The organism is Secundilactobacillus muriivasis (genome assembly GCF_054785195.1).
This window is the reverse complement of sequence record NZ_BAABMI010000022.1, coordinates 1-14,147: the sequence shown is the minus strand read 5'-3', so window position 1 is coordinate 14,147 and position 14,147 is coordinate 1. Positions and strand designations below refer to the sequence as shown.

The following is a 14,147-nucleotide window of genomic DNA, read 5'->3' as shown; positions in this document are numbered from 1 at the left end:
GTTGGGTGCGATTTGGGTGTTGGGTGCGATTTGGGTGTTGGGTGCGATTTGGGTGTTGGGTGCGATTTGGGTGTTGGGTGCGATTTGGGTGTTGGCTGTTTGTCGTCGCTTCGCTCGCCAAAGCCGCATAAAAATCAGCGCTCTCAGGCTACAAAATTCGGCGTCACTTAAACTGTCATTTCTAGGGTTCCTGAAGATGTGGAAACTTGTCAACCACGCGCTTTCTGGCCACCACGCCGAATGGTGCTGCGCGAGACTGAGAGCTGCATGTAGGGGCACTTCGACAAAACCGCCAGGCCCGGGCGCTTTCACCGAAGTGCCCCTACACACCGCTCTCAACCCGTCTCGCTCCGCACACTATCGCTGGACACAAACGTAAGCAAAATTCGGCACACAATAAAAAGCACCCTTATCAGTGATGAGGATGCTTTTTTGATTGAGCACTAAATTAATGCTATAGGTTTTGTTTTGGTTTAAACATCTGCGTTGCTTTCACCGCTGCTTGCCAGCCAGCATAGCACGCTTCACGCTTTTCTTCGTTAAACTGAGGATCAAACTCATCGCTTAACTGATGCATCTTCTTGATTTCATGCATATCTTTCCAGAAACCAACTGCTAACCCGGCTAAGTAAGCAGCGCCTAAAGCCGTCGTTTCGGCAATTGCGGCCCGTTGAATGTGCGTATTTAAGATGTCAGCTTGGAACTGCATCAAAAAGTCATTGTTGGCAGCCCCACCATCGACACTCAACGTTTGGATATCAATGCCCGTATCAGCCGCCATGGTGTCGACAACGTCTCTCGTTTGATAAGCAATTGCTTCAAGGGTGGCCCGAATAAACTGTTCTCGGGTCGTCCCACGCGTTAAGCCGAAGACCGCACCACGAACTTCTTGATCCCAGTATGGTGCGCCTAAACCGGTAAAGGCTGGTACCACGTAGACATCATTGGTGGTCTTCGCATCAACCGCCATCTGTTCCGATTCAGAAGCGTGTTTAAATAACCGCATCCCATCACGAAGCCATTGAACGGCAGACCCCGCAACGAAGATACTCCCTTCTAAGGCGTACGTTACCTCACCATTAATACCGTAAGCGATGGTCGTCAGCAAGCCCTTGTTTGAAATTGTTGGCGTTGTCCCAGTATTCATCACGATAAAGGCCCCAGTCCCGTAAGTGTTCTTAACGGAACCTTCTTCAAAGGCTGTTTGGCCAAATAAAGCGGCTTGTTGGTCACCCGCAATCCCGGCGATTGGTACTTGAATCCCAAAGAAAGTAAATCCGGCCGTGTAGCCATACAAATTAGATGACGGGTAAACTTCTGGTAGCATATTAGCTGGAATATCGAGAATATCTAAGATATCCTGATCCCATTTTAACTCATGAATGTTATAAAGCATGGTCCGACTAGCATTGGTATAGTCGGTGGCATGAACGTGACCGCCAGTTAATTTCCAAAGGATCCATGTATCGATCGTTCCGAATAGTAAGTCACCGCGTTCCGCACGTTCCCGAACGCCTTCAACGTTATCCAAGATCCATTTGATCTTAGTTGCTGAGAAGTAAGAATCGATCACTAACCCCGTTTTTTCATGGATCATGTCAGCGTAACCTTGATCCTTCAAACTATCAGCAATCTCACTGGTTTGTTTTGATTGCCAAACGATGGCGTGGTAAACAGGTTCGCCAGTGGTCTTATCCCAAACGATCGTGGTTTCCCGTTGGTTGGTGATCCCGATACCCCGTACCTTATAAGGTGGCACCTTCGCGTTGATCACCGCATCCGAAATCACAGACTGAACCGCGCTCCAAATTTCGTTAGCGTCATGCTCAACCCAGCCTGGTTTTGGGAAATGCTGCGTAAACTCACGCTGCGCTTGACCTACGATCTGTCCATCACGATTAAACAAAATTGCCCGAGTACTAGTGGTGCCTTCGTCGATTGCCATTATGTACTGTTCGTCATTCATTTGTAATGTCCCCATTCGTTTTCGATCTAGTAAAACATCATTCTTTTCATAGTATACCCAATTCGGCCACAGATAGCCAATCAAAAAACTTTAAAAGATGGTTAACATCAACTCGTAAAGCGGTTACAAACGTTGATAAAAAAAGGTTGAACTCGCATGGAGTTCAACCAAATGAAAATTACTTTTCGTCACTCTTCAAAACGCCACCAACGCTGTAACGGTTGGTTGCCATTTCACTCAAAATGACGTGGACGTGTTCAGCAGGTGCACCGGTGTTCTTAGAAACAGCATCGGTAACATCCTTAACCAAGTTCTTTAATTGTTCTTGTGAACGACCTGCAATCAAGTCAATGTGTACGATAGGCACGATAATGGCCTCCCTTATGATAAGATGGTAAAATTATACCCGTTTTCTCATTATTCTTCAAGCAAGATTCAGAATCGTGTTAAAATAGCGATAATTAATAATCACATGGAGGAACCCTACCTTGCTTAATAATCCCTACTCAGCTTGTACCAGTATTTTAATCGGTAAAAATGCCACGGTTGATGGCTCGGTCATGATTGGTCGCAACGAAGACTCCAGACCAGCATGGCCCAAGCACTTTATTGTTCATCCAGCCAAAACGACCCCGAACGCCGTTTTCAAGTCCACTGACAACGCCTTTGAAATGCCATTACCCGAAGCGGCTGCTAAATACACCGCAACCCCTGAATGGTCGGACAAATACGGCGTTTTTGAAGAAGACGGAATCAATGAATTCGGTGTTGCCATGAGCGCCACTGAAAGTACCTATTCAAACGATCGGGTCCTCGCAGCTGATCCACTAGTTAAAGACGGCATCGGTGAAGAAGCAATGATTACCGTCACGCTGCCGTATATCAAATCTGCCCGTGAAGGCGTTGCCCGTTTGGGTGCTATCATTGCGCAATACGGCACTGACGAATCAAACGGGATTCTCTTTGCCGACCGCGATGAAGCCTGGTACCTTGAAACCGGCGCCGGTCATTACTGGGTCGCACAGCGTATTCCAGATGATGGCTACGCGGTCGTTGCTAACCAAATGGCAATTCAAACCATCGATTTCGATGATCCAGATCACTTTATGTGGCACCCTAAAATTCGGGAATTCGTAGCGGACTACTCGCTCAATCCAAGCAAAACTGAGTTTAATTTCCGCAATATTTTTGGCACCCATAGTCAAATGGATGGTTACTATAACTTACCGCGAGTTTGGTACGGTCAAAAATTATTCAATCCCCACACGAAACAAGACATCAACAGTCATGAACTGCCTTTTGTGCAGCGAGCTGAAAACCTGCTGTCACTTGAAGATGCGCAACAATTCCTTGGTTCCCACTTTCAAGAAACGCCCTTTGATCCAATCGGTAAAGGGGCTGTAGAAGACCGCAAGCGTTATCGGCCGGTTAGTTTGGCAACAACGCAGGAATCACACATTCTTCAACTGCGTCAATATGCCCAACCTGAGCTAGCCGGTATTCATTGGCTTGCGATGGGCGTCACAGCCCAGAGCGTTTACGTGCCATTTTACGCGGGAATCACTGATACTCCCGCTGACTATCAACGTGGCAAGGTAACCTATTCACCAGACAGTGCTTACTGGGTCTTTAAACAGGCTGGTGTTATGGTTGATGCGCACTACAAGGCGTTTGGTGACCAACTTGCTGACGTTCAAAAAGAACTTCGTCAGGCCTTTGGACGTTCGGTCATCGAAACTGACCGAGTCGCCAAGAACTTGGCGGGAAGTGAACTTCAAACTTACTTGACCCAACACAGTCTTCAAAATGCTGAGTTAGCCTTAACGAAGTACCGGGAATTGACAGCCGACTTGATTACCAAAGCAACGGCGTTTTCACCGTTAAGCTATCGGCAAGATTTGAACTTATAAGGATTGATGACCACTCATTTAACGGTTTGATGAGTGGTTTTTTTTTGTTTTAATATTAAGTTAAAGTAACTTATTATTTTAAATTCTACTTGATCCTCTACCCTTTATGTTTTTCGTATCAGGATTACACACTACAATTACAACGTGCCGTTATGCAGAATTCACTAAGTATTAAAAAACAAGCTTATCACAATTGGCACACTATTTTTTAGCCCGTCATTACCTAACTCACCTTAATTAATTAGTTTAACCGAGTAGCATTTATATTGGAATCGGTTCCAATCGCAAACAAAGGAATGATGTGTATGTTAACCCGAATCACTGTCGCCGGTGGTGGCACGTTAGGCAGTCAAATTGCCTACCAGACCGCTTTCTTTGGCAAACAGGTCATTGTCTATGATATCAACGACGACGCGCTTAATAGCGCTAAAAATCGCTTATCAGCCCTAGACCAGCATTATCAACAGGATATGGCGGCTACTACTGCCCAATTAACGGCTACCCACGACCGGTTAAGTCTGTCTTCTGATCCTAACGTAGCGTTTGCTAATCGCGATTTGATTATTGAAGCCGTTCCAGAAGTACCAGAAATCAAAACCAACCTTTACCAACAAATCGCGGCCATCAGTGCCCCACAAACTATTTTAGCGTCTAACTCATCGACGTTCTTACCGTCCAAGTTCGCGGCTGACACCGGAACGCCAGCGCAATTTGCCAATCTGCATTTTGCAAACTCCATCTGGAAACACAACACCGCCGAAATTATGGGCCATTCCGAAACGTCACCCAAAACGATTCAACAGCTCACCGACTTTGCCCGGGAGATTCACATGGTGCCCATCGTCCTTAATAAAGAGCAACCTGGTTACGTATTAAACACCATGTTAACGCCATTTTTGGAAGACGCAGCTTACCTGTGGGGCAACGACATCGTGGATGCGCCAACGGTTGACCGCACCTGGATGATTGGCACTGGTGCGCCAGAAGGCCCATTCGGGATCATTGATAAAGTCGGTTTACGGACTTTTTACAGCATCGAACAACAACGAGTGGCTGATAAACCAGCTTACCAGCCCATGCTGACCAAAATCAAACAAATGATCGATCAACAATTACTCGGCGTTGAAACTGGGCATGGGTTCTACACCTACCCAGATCCAGCCTACCTCAAATCCGACTTTTTAAGTTAAGCCGCATGACGACTAAAAACACCATCACCCCAGTCTAACTAGGTTGTGATGGTGTTTTATTTTGACTAATTTGACCTAACTTAACAAAAAGTAACTAAGAATTATCAAAGCAACCACTAGGCCAAAACCTAGTGTCAACGGTGATTGACCCATAATTCGAATTGGGTGTTGCTGCATTGCTGTTAATTGGGTTGCCAACGTCGCATCGTGACGAAGCAGTCGCCGCTGCCAGCCATTGATGATGGCAACACTAATGGCTTGAACGAGTACTAACCCCACCAAGAAAATCACAAATGGCCATGAGAGCAATTGAAATTTCGGCTGAAACTGCCACCCTAGGCTACCGGCCATCGCTGCTAAAATACCAATCATTAAGACGACCAGGACCGTCCCTTGAACCACTAATTTCGTCTGCATTAAGTTTTTAAACCGTCGCTGTGTCAGTTGCATACTTCAACACATCCTTTTTGCGTTTGACCGTAATGAAATCATCTTTAACCCCATTTTAACATCTAACAGCCGATTGGCTTGGAAACTTAACCGATTTCAGACTAAGTTGCCTTTATGATCACCCTTGAAGTGCATTATCCATTATCCTGATTCCTCTCCAAGACTCGGTCATGATGCTTTTATCGCACAAAAAAACACGCCCCCAGCCAAAAGCCAGTTGCGTGTTTTTTATCAAAAGCCAGAGCCTACTTACGAGGACGACGAGCTTCTGGGATACGAGCAGCCTTACCGTGCAATGCACGTAAGTAGTAAAGCTTAGCACGACGGACACGACCGAAGCGCACAACTTCTACCTTGGCAACACGTGGTGAGTGAACTGGGAAAGTCCGTTCAACACCGACACCGTTAGTGATCTTACGAACAGTGTACATTGCTTGGATGCCAGTACCGCGACGCTTGATAACGACACCTTCAAACAATTGAATCCGTTCCCGAGTACCTTCAACAACCTTGGCGTGAACACGGATCGTGTCACCAGGGCGGAAGTTAGGAATGTCAGTCCGTAATTGATCTTGGTTGATCTTTTCGATTAATTGGTTTTGGCGCATGTGAAATCTTCTCCTTCAATCAACATTCATTCTCGATTCCGACAGCGGAATGTTGTTAATGTGGCCTAAAACAGCCATAAAACATCTTATCATATTCAAGCTTAGTCGTAAAGCTTAATTTTCTGATTCAGTCAAATCAGCTTGAATGTCACGCAATTGGCGCCGTTGCGCTGGCGTTAATTCAAGTTGATCCAGTAGATCTGGTCGCCGTAACAACGTCCGTTTCAACGACTGTTGTTGGCGCCATTCAGCAATTTTTTGGTGGTTACCACTTAATAAGACATCGGGAACCGCCATTCCGCGAAACTCAGCCGGTCGCGTATATTGCGGGTATTCCAACAACCCCGTTGAAAACGAATCCCCGGGCGCTGATGCCTCATTACCTAACACACCAGGCAATAACCGGGTAATCGCATCAATCATCACCATAGCAGGCAATTCGCCGCCTGTGAGCACGTAATCCCCCATCGAGACCTCATCCGTCACGAGTGAGCGAATTCGTTCATCATAGCCTTCATAATGACCACAGATAAACGTCAAGTGATCTTCACGAGCAAATTCTTCCGCAACGGACTGCGTAAACTGAACTCCAGCTGGATCCATTAAAATGACCCGACCACGGGGGTGTGCGTCATTGGCGGCTTCTTGTTGAATGGCCGTCATGGCGTCAAAAATCGGTTGAGCTTGCAGCAACATGCCCGCACCGCCACCAAAGGGATAGTCATCGACGTTGCCATGCTTATTGGTTGAGTACTGCCGAAAATCCGTCACCTTAAGCTCTAATTGTTCCCGCTCAAGCGCCTTGCCCACGATTGAATCGTGAAGTGGCCCGCTAAACATATGGGGAAAGAGACTTAAAACGTCGATCCGCATTAGTCGAGTCCCTCCATTAATTCAACGGTCACCTGATGCGCCTCTAAATCAACCGTCTTCACAACTTGATCGATCACTGGTAGCAACAAATCATCCTTTTCAGGTCGTTCAACGACCCAAACATCGTTGGCACCAGGGGCCATGATTTCTTTGATTTTCCCCAGATGTTCGCCTGTTTCAGTAACAACATCTAACCCAATAATTTGGTGGTAATAATACTGACCATCATCTAGGTCGTTATCGGTCAATTCAGTTTCCGCAACCTTTAACGTCATGCCCTTTAATGGCAAGACCGTGTTGATGTCACCATAGCCGGCCAACGTGATCAAAATGAACCCCTTATGCTGCCGGGAACTCGCAATCGTCACCGTTTTAACCGGCTGTGCATCATTTTCTTGTTTAAAGACCCCAAGTTGACTGCCTTTTCGAAACCGTTCCTTAGGAAAATCGGTCGTGGCCACGACGCGAAGTTCGCCTCGAATGCCGTGGGTGTTCACGATGGTGCCTACTTTATAGTACATGTTGTCGCCTACCTCTCTCGTTCATTTAATTACCGTGGTCACTCAAGTTGACCCCGTCGATTGGATACAAAAAAGCTCCCGTGAGGCACTTACGCCTCATTTGGGAGCCTTAGACTCATCGTTAATGACAAGCCGAACACGCTTGGAATCGTTGATTCGTACGCTATAAACGATTGTGCGAATGGCAGAAGCAACATGCCCCCGTTTGCCAATCACCCGACCAACGTCATCACCCGCAACGGTTAATCGATACTCGTAAAAACGATCCGTTTCTACGCGATCGATCGTAATCGCTTCGGGATGCTCAACTAATGGGGTTACAATCGTTTTAATTAATTTTTTAAAGTCGGTCATGACTGATCACTACTTACTTTTTAGAAAACTTAGCTTCGTGATACTTTTGCATGATACCTGCGTTGGAAAGCAAGTTCCGTACAGTATCTGATGGTTGGGCACCGTTGTTCAACCAGTTTAAGATGCTTTCTTCTTCAAGTTCAACTTTAGCTGGTTCAACAAGTGGGTTGTAGGTCCCTACTTTTTCGATGAAACGGCCATCACGAGGACTACGTGAATCGGCAACAACGATACGGTAGAAAGGACGCTTCTTAGAGCCCATCCGCTTTAAACGAATCTTTACTGACATGCATGACACCTCCTGTAATTCTTTCAACGATAAATAATATACCAGTAATCGGAGGGGTTGTAAAGGTTTTTTTCTTTACACCCTAAAACTATTTAAATTTTGCCAGTAACCACTGCTGAGCAGTTGGCGATAAATCCCGTGAATTGGCTGATATGAAGGCCTTTACCGACCCATAATCATTAAAATCAATTGTCAGTCGCTCTGGTTGAATTTTTTGAATAGCCGCTAAAAATTGTAGATCATCGACCTGAATCAGCTGCCGAGCCAAGGAATTTTGGACGTTTAGCTCTGCCCAATCACGTTGTTGGAGTCGCCTGACCCGTTGATAACTCATCTGCTGTTGTAACACTGCTCGTAATTGCTCAGCTGTTAGCATGTGTGGCACCTCCTGGTTGAATGACCGTTACTTGACCCATCGGACGACTCACTGACAGGTCACTTTTAGCGGTTGTGAGCCCCCAAATAACGTTTTGAAATCCATGTTGGTCCACTCGGGATTCGCCATGACCATCGGTTAAAATCACCGCCAATGCCGTTTGATCTTGATCGTGATGTTGTGCCAACCAATTAAAAATCGGTTGGTAAGCCGTGCCGCCACCCGCAAATCGTTTTCGATTAAGTTGAACTGCCTGCCGTAATCGCTGCCGCGCCGACTCATGAACTGCTGCATCAAATGGGATGACCCAGACCCAATCTTGATAGCGCCTTAATAGCGTTTGAATTTGGCCTAAAATCAGTTGCACTTCTGCATCCGTCATCGAACCGGACTGATCGACAAAAATCAAAATTTTGAGCGTTGGCGACAACGCCTCACCGGGCAGCCCCATCTGATAGGGTTGTCGTCGATTAAACCGGTAATAAGCAGGCTGGTGTAATTTTAAAGCCCCCTGAAGCCCGCGACGAATGAGTTGCTGCCAACTTAGCTGTAAGGGTTGCGGGGTAATTGCTAACTGCTGTTGTAACTGACTTGGTAACGTCCCCCGTTGTTTTAACGGCGTTTGTTGCCATGCTGTCGCCGTTAAGCGGCTCATCTGATCAACTACCTCTGGTCGAGTCGGTTGCCACCCAATGTGAGTTGCTTGCATTGTTTGCATCTGATTCGTCAGACTAGTTGCGGCATGTCCACCAGTCGATTCGGTCACCATGGCGCGTCTTAAAGCGGTCAGATACTCCGCCGACCCTAACCCAGGTGCCAGATGCAACTGCCAGCGATAGTTCAACTGAGCGCGTGACATGACGTTTGGTGGGCGTACGGGCAATACCTCATCAATAGCCAAATCAGTTGCTAATTGGACTAATTTTCCCGTCTGACCAGCGTAGCGAACGGGATGCTGCCAAGCTAAATGCCCAATTTCATGTGCCAGCATCGCCAACAAGTCATCAGCTGTGGCACACTGTTCGCCCAGCAATTGCGGGTTGACCCGTAACGCTAATTCCGGCACCGTCCAGAGTCCCATTGCCATCGGCTGATCGGTCGAAATCTGCTTGGAAAGCCGCAGCAATACCTCACCGTAAAAGCGTTGACTCCGCAATAGGGTCGTCGTTGCTTGTTGCAACAGCGCTTCGGCAAGCCATCGTTGCTTCTCGTCATCAGCCGTCATTCTAAGCTGTTGTAGCTGCGTTGTTAACGTCATTTAAAGGCCTCACTTCGTTGCGTTGTCTAATCCGATCGCCGTTAATTGATCATAGAGTTGCCGACAGCCGGGTTGGGTTAAGGCCGCATCCGCCAACGTTTCCAATAATTGAGGAATTTCGGCCAACCGCAAAGCCACCGCAACTTGACCGTCCGCCGGCATTGTTGCTAACAACGCGTTAAACCGAAGTGCCACGTGAGCCGTGGTTAACGGGTACTGCCGTCGTTGATCGATCAAGCCGGTCATAATAGTCTGTTGTTGATCAGGACTTGCTGCCCGAAACTGATCCAGTACGGCTGTTGACAAAGTGGTTGAATCATAAATCGCCTGTGCCGTTAACCCAACTTGGTGTTGCGTCAAATAGTGATCAAACTCACGACCAACCGTTTCACCCAGATCCCCAACTAATAGTTCAAGTTGAATTTCTGACCGATCAGCTACGTTAACCGTTGCCAAACTCGCGAGGTTTTGAGAAACCCGTTGCCATGCCCGTGGTGTTGGGTACAAGTCAGCATCGTGAATTTTTGGCGCCAATTGCCCGGGATTTTCAGCAATAAACTGTTGGATCGTTGGTAAAATGGGCGCCGTTTTCGCCCACTTTAGCCAATCGGCCACTTCTGCGCGCATCACCAGCCGAACGGTGCGGTCATTAATGGCCGCATCGCCGCTAACGACACCGTAATCCGAATCTTCAAACCCAGCCATTGTTGCATCGGGATTTTCAGCTAAAATCAACTTGACTTCATTCGGTAGCTGAAGCGTGTTGATTCGGCGTTGTAGCACCAGATTCATCAGTTCACTCTGAACAGCTTGCGTACCGCGGTTAAATTCATCAAGGAACCAAATAATCGGTTGATCTGGATGAGCCTCCGCCCACTGAATAATTTCAATCAACGTATGGGTATAGCCAAACTGAACGTCGGCTAATTCCCCATACTGTGACGTTTTCACGAATGCTCGTTCAGTTAACGGCGGGACCGGCATTGCGAGATCACCTTTTTCCGACAGGCTCACCACCGTCGTAAACAGCTTTGCGCCCATTTGCTGGGCAACCTCTTGCACTAGCGCTGATTTACCAATTCCAGCTTCACCAACGATTGCGGGAACGTTGCCGGCCGACAACACCACCGGGACTGCCGTTAATAACGCTTGATAACTTAACATCTTGCGCTCACCTCCTAATTAAAAAGGATAAGCCATGATTATTGATCTAATCACTGGCTTATCCCACTTTAACTGGTTAACCCAGTTACTTTTTACGTCGTTTCAAGTTAGAACGGCGCTTTTTATTTTTCTTCATCCGTCGAGACATCTGACGCATGGCCATTTGGCCCATCTTGCCACCAAGAGCACCGCCCATGCCGGCGTTGTTCATCATGCCTTCCATACCAGAGAAGTTACCTTTTGACACTTGGTTCATCATTTTCTTCATCTGGTTGAACTGCTTGATCATCCGGTTAACTTCTTGGACTGGACGACCAGAACCAGCAGCGATTCGCCGGCGCCGTGAAGGGTTCAACACATCCGGATCCGTTCGTTCCTGCTCCGTCATGGAGTAGATAACGGCCTTAATGTGATCCATGTCCTTTGGATCCATTTGGGCGTTTGCCAAAGCCGGATTATTGGCCATGCCGGGAATCATCTTCATGATTTGATCCATTGGCCCCATTTTTTGAATCTGTTCCATTTGATCCAAGAAATCGTTGAAATCAAATGAATTTTCGCGCATCTTTTCGGTCAATTCTTGCGCTTGTTTTTCATCGTATTCCTTTTGGGTCTTTTCAATCAGTGACAGCATGTCACCCATTCCAAGGATTCGGGATGCCATCCGATCTGGGTGGAAGACGTCCAAGTCAGACATCTTTTCACCTTCACCGACGAACTTGATTGGTTTCCCGGTTACGGAACGAATTGACAAAGCGGCCCCACCACGGGTGTCACCATCTAACTTCGTCAAGATCACCCCGGTGACATCCAGCTTATTATCGAAGCCTTCAGCAGTCGCGACGGCGTTTTGACCAGTCATGGCATCAACGACCAACAGAATTTCGGTTGGGTTGGCTAATGCCTTAATGTTGGCTAATTCGTCCATCAGTTGTTCGTCGATTTGAAGCCGACCAGCCGTATCAATGAACACGTAATCGTTATGGTTCGTTTCAGCTTGGGCTAACCCTTGCCGAACAATTTCAACGGGATCGACATCGGTGCCCATTTCGAAAACGGGAACGTCGATTTGCTTCCCAACCGTTACCAATTGGTCAATGGCAGCTGGCCGGTAAACGTCGGCCGCAATCATTAATGGCCGTGCGTTTTGTTCCGTTTTCAATTGGTTGGCCAGTTTCCCAGCAGTGGTGGTTTTCCCGGCCCCTTGAAGCCCAACCATCATGATAATGGTTGGAATCTTTGGTGATTTGTTGAGGGGAACCGCGGTTTCCCCCATCATCTTGGTTAATTCTTCGTCAACAATTTTAACGATCTGTTGGGCAGGGTTTAACCCTTCCAACACCTTTGCCCCAACGGCACGATCACGGACCGTCTTCACAAAGTCTTTAACGACCGCAAAGTTCACGTCGGCTTCCAATAATGCCAGACGAATCTCACGCATGGTATCGCGTAAATCAGCTTCAGAAACCTTTCCCTTGCCCCGCAATTTCTTCATTGCGTTTTGTAGTCGTTCGGTAAGTCCTTCAAATGCCATGTTTACATGCACCTAACTTTCATTTTTCCTCAGCCGATTCTAACTGGTGGACCAGTTGATTGAGCTGTTGATCATCTTGATAATGAGTTGCCACATACGCCTGAATCTCATCGGCCAACTTGTTGCGGTCGAGGAAGTCCTGGTATAGATGCAACTTTTGTTCGTAAGTTTCCAAAATCCGTTCGGTCCGTCGAATATTATCGTAAACGGCCTGCCGACTCACTTGAAAATTCTCAGCAATCTCACCGAGTGAATAGTCATCGCCATAGTAGAGTTGCAGGTAATCGTTTTGTTTGGTCGTCAACAACGGCTGATAAAATTCAAACAGCGAATTGATTCGGTAATTTTTTTCAAACTCCAAGTAAGTCATCCTCCGATTTCGGGTTTCAGCTAACAGGATCTAAGCGCTTTTTAACGCACTCTAATAAATCACCGTAATGCATTTAGTATACCAAAAAAAACGCCATTCTGCTAGATTTCTCCGGCAAAACAGCGTCTCATTTAATGCGGACTAAACATCGATCAACCCTTTGAACAAGCCGTAAATAAATTCACTTGGTTCAAACGGCCGTAAATCGTCAACTTGTTCACCCAGGCCCACGTATTTAACGGGCAAGTGGAGTTCGTTTCGAATCGCTAAGACGATCCCACCACGCGCCGTCCCATCGAGTTTGGTTAACACGATGCCGGTAACGTCAGTCGTTTCTTTAAACAGTTTCGCCTGCGTTAAGGCATTTTGCCCGGTTGTCGCATCGAGAACGAGTAATACTTCATGCGGTGCCTCTGGCACTTCACGAGAGATCACCCGCTTCATCTTTGCTAACTCGTTCATTAAGTTAGACTTGTTTTGCAACCGGCCAGCGGTATCCACGAATAAAATATCGTAGTTTTCGGCCTTGGCCTTTTTAAGCGCATCGAAAACGACGGCAGAAGGATCACTCTTCTCCGGCTTCTTGACAATGTCAACACCATCGCGTTCCGCCCAAACATTCAACTGTTCAATAGCGCCAGCTCTAAAGGTATCGGCAGCGGCTAACAGTACCTTTTTGCCCTGTTGTTTGAAACGGTTGGCCATCTTCCCAATGGTCGTCGTTTTACCGACACCGTTCACCCCAACAAATAAGATGACGGTTAACCCTTCCTTAGCGAAGGTGAGTTGGTTGTTTTCTTCAGCACCAGCAGCATCGTAAATCTCAATCAGCTTTTGGACCACCACGTTTTGGACGTCCTTTGGCTTCTTGGCGTTTTGAAGCTTAACTTCATCCCGCAACTGTTCACTGATCTGCATGGCCATTTCAAACCCAACATCGGCCCCAATCAACGTTTCTTCCAAGTCATCGAAGAAACTTTCGTCAACGTGTCTGAAGTTGGCCAATAAATGATTCAATCGTTCACCAAAGGTCAGCCGCGATTTGGCTAAGCCCTTATCGTAACGCTCGGCATCCGTTGTTTCAGTCTGCGCCGCATGCGTTTCGGGTGCCGGTTGTTCTGGTTCTGGTTCTGGTTCAGCCTCTGGTTCAACTGTCGGTTCAGCCTCTGGTTCAGTTACCGGTTCAGCCTCTGGTTCAGTTGTCGGTTCAGCCTCTGGTTCAGCTGCCGGTTCAGCCTCTGGTTCAGTTGCCGGTTCAGCCTCTGGTTCAGTTGCCGGTTCAGC

At 47.2% G+C, this 14,147-nt stretch carries 16 protein-coding genes; 2 read left to right on the top strand and 14 right to left on the bottom strand.

The features are described from left to right. Positions 1-454: 454 nt before the first annotated feature. Together glpK and ACYVR3_RS06230 are read right to left on the bottom strand one after the other, a co-directional pair. On the bottom strand, positions 455-1,966 hold the full coding sequence (gene glpK, locus ACYVR3_RS06235) for a glycerol kinase GlpK (protein WP_054736049.1): 1,512 nt from the start codon (positions 1,964-1,966) through the stop codon (positions 455-457). Positions 1,967-2,144: 178 nt separating this feature from the next. Next, on the bottom strand, positions 2,145-2,333 hold the full coding sequence (locus ACYVR3_RS06230) for a 2-hydroxymuconate tautomerase (protein ID WP_054707118.1): 189 nt from the start codon (positions 2,331-2,333) through the stop codon (positions 2,145-2,147). Between the two features lie 121 nt (positions 2,334-2,454). Between ACYVR3_RS06230 and ACYVR3_RS06225 the strand changes: the two genes are divergently transcribed. Together ACYVR3_RS06225 and ACYVR3_RS06220 are read left to right on the top strand one after the other, a co-directional pair. Further along, positions 2,455-3,876: a C69 family dipeptidase gene (locus ACYVR3_RS06225; protein ID WP_461243523.1), complete on the top strand. Its 1,422-nt coding sequence runs from the start codon at positions 2,455-2,457 to the stop codon at positions 3,874-3,876. Between the two features lie 305 nt (positions 3,877-4,181). Further along, positions 4,182-5,066, top strand: a complete 885-nt coding sequence (locus tag ACYVR3_RS06220; protein ID WP_461243522.1) for a 3-hydroxyacyl-CoA dehydrogenase — start codon at positions 4,182-4,184, stop codon at positions 5,064-5,066. 75 nt (positions 5,067-5,141) lie between these two features. Here the strand turns inward: ACYVR3_RS06220 and ACYVR3_RS06215 are convergent, their stop codons facing one another. The 12 genes from ACYVR3_RS06215 to ftsY form a co-directional block, all read right to left on the bottom strand. Beyond that, the gene (locus ACYVR3_RS06215; RefSeq protein ID WP_461243521.1) at positions 5,142-5,516 is read right to left on the bottom strand and encodes a hypothetical protein; all 375 of its coding nucleotides are present in this window, start codon (positions 5,514-5,516) and stop codon (positions 5,142-5,144) included. 245 nt (positions 5,517-5,761) lie between these two features. Further along, positions 5,762-6,124: a 50S ribosomal protein L19 gene (gene rplS / locus ACYVR3_RS06210; protein WP_054736053.1), complete on the bottom strand. Its 363-nt coding sequence runs from the start codon at positions 6,122-6,124 to the stop codon at positions 5,762-5,764. Positions 6,125-6,238: 114 nt separating this feature from the next. Next, positions 6,239-6,997: a tRNA (guanosine(37)-N1)-methyltransferase TrmD gene (gene trmD, locus ACYVR3_RS06205; RefSeq protein ID WP_054736054.1), complete on the bottom strand. Its 759-nt coding sequence runs from the start codon at positions 6,995-6,997 to the stop codon at positions 6,239-6,241. Beyond that, positions 6,997-7,518: a ribosome maturation factor RimM gene (gene rimM / locus ACYVR3_RS06200; RefSeq protein ID WP_461243520.1), complete on the bottom strand. Its 522-nt coding sequence runs from the start codon at positions 7,516-7,518 to the stop codon at positions 6,997-6,999. The genes trmD and rimM overlap by 1 nt, the downstream gene beginning before the upstream one ends. Before the next feature lie 96 nt (positions 7,519-7,614). Continuing rightward, positions 7,615-7,872: a KH domain-containing protein gene (locus ACYVR3_RS06195; RefSeq protein WP_054736058.1), complete on the bottom strand. Its 258-nt coding sequence runs from the start codon at positions 7,870-7,872 to the stop codon at positions 7,615-7,617. 13 nt (positions 7,873-7,885) lie between these two features. Further along, positions 7,886-8,161: a 30S ribosomal protein S16 gene (rpsP, locus tag ACYVR3_RS06190; RefSeq protein ID WP_054736060.1), complete on the bottom strand. Its 276-nt coding sequence runs from the start codon at positions 8,159-8,161 to the stop codon at positions 7,886-7,888. Positions 8,162-8,249: 88 nt separating this feature from the next. Next, positions 8,250-8,537, bottom strand: a complete 288-nt coding sequence (locus ACYVR3_RS06185) for a hypothetical protein (protein ID WP_054736061.1) — start codon at positions 8,535-8,537, stop codon at positions 8,250-8,252. After that, positions 8,524-9,795: a vWA domain-containing protein gene (locus ACYVR3_RS06180; RefSeq protein ID WP_461243519.1), complete on the bottom strand. Its 1,272-nt coding sequence runs from the start codon at positions 9,793-9,795 to the stop codon at positions 8,524-8,526. Before ACYVR3_RS06180 ends, ACYVR3_RS06185 begins: the two co-directional genes overlap by 14 nt. Before the next feature lie 9 nt (positions 9,796-9,804). Beyond that, positions 9,805-10,959, bottom strand: coding sequence for an AAA family ATPase (locus tag ACYVR3_RS06175; protein WP_461243518.1), 1,155 nt, complete (start codon positions 10,957-10,959; stop codon positions 9,805-9,807). Positions 10,960-11,044: 85 nt separating this feature from the next. Then, the gene (gene ffh / locus ACYVR3_RS06170; RefSeq protein WP_461243517.1) at positions 11,045-12,493 is read right to left on the bottom strand and encodes a signal recognition particle protein; all 1,449 of its coding nucleotides are present in this window, start codon (positions 12,491-12,493) and stop codon (positions 11,045-11,047) included. 19 nt (positions 12,494-12,512) lie between these two features. Beyond that, a complete protein-coding gene (locus tag ACYVR3_RS06165) occupies positions 12,513-12,854 on the bottom strand; it encodes a putative DNA-binding protein (RefSeq protein WP_461243516.1) in 342 nt (113 codons plus the stop codon). A 150-nt stretch (positions 12,855-13,004) separates the two neighbouring features. Continuing rightward, positions 13,005-14,147 (bottom strand): signal recognition particle-docking protein FtsY (gene ftsY, locus ACYVR3_RS06160; RefSeq protein WP_461243515.1); only part of this gene is annotated, 1,143 nt, incomplete at its 5' end.

Excerpts from the sequence above, each read along its gene's own strand:
- glpK (WP_054736049.1), bottom strand. The coding sequence starts at position 1,966 with ATGAATGACGAACAGTACATAATGGCAATCGACGAAGGCACCACTAGT.
- ACYVR3_RS06220 (WP_461243522.1), top strand. The coding sequence starts at position 4,182 with ATGTTAACCCGAATCACTGTCGCCGGTGGTGGCACGTTAGGCAGTCAA.
- ACYVR3_RS06215 (WP_461243521.1), bottom strand. The coding sequence starts at position 5,516 with ATGCAACTGACACAGCGACGGTTTAAAAACTTAATGCAGACGAAATTA.
- rplS (WP_054736053.1), bottom strand. The coding sequence starts at position 6,124 with ATGCGCCAAAACCAATTAATCGAAAAGATCAACCAAGATCAATTACGG.
- trmD (WP_054736054.1), bottom strand. The coding sequence starts at position 6,997 with ATGCGGATCGACGTTTTAAGTCTCTTTCCCCATATGTTTAGCGGGCCA.
- rimM (WP_461243520.1), bottom strand. The coding sequence starts at position 7,518 with ATGTACTATAAAGTAGGCACCATCGTGAACACCCACGGCATTCGAGGC.
- ACYVR3_RS06195 (WP_054736058.1), bottom strand. The coding sequence starts at position 7,872 with ATGACCGACTTTAAAAAATTAATTAAAACGATTGTAACCCCATTAGTT.
- rpsP (WP_054736060.1), bottom strand. The coding sequence starts at position 8,161 with ATGTCAGTAAAGATTCGTTTAAAGCGGATGGGCTCTAAGAAGCGTCCT.
- ACYVR3_RS06185 (WP_054736061.1), bottom strand. The coding sequence starts at position 8,537 with ATGCTAACAGCTGAGCAATTACGAGCAGTGTTACAACAGCAGATGAGT.
- ACYVR3_RS06180 (WP_461243519.1), bottom strand. The coding sequence starts at position 9,795 with ATGACGTTAACAACGCAGCTACAACAGCTTAGAATGACGGCTGATGAC.
- ACYVR3_RS06175 (WP_461243518.1), bottom strand. The coding sequence starts at position 10,959 with ATGTTAAGTTATCAAGCGTTATTAACGGCAGTCCCGGTGGTGTTGTCG.
- ffh (WP_461243517.1), bottom strand. The coding sequence starts at position 12,493 with ATGGCATTTGAAGGACTTACCGAACGACTACAAAACGCAATGAAGAAA.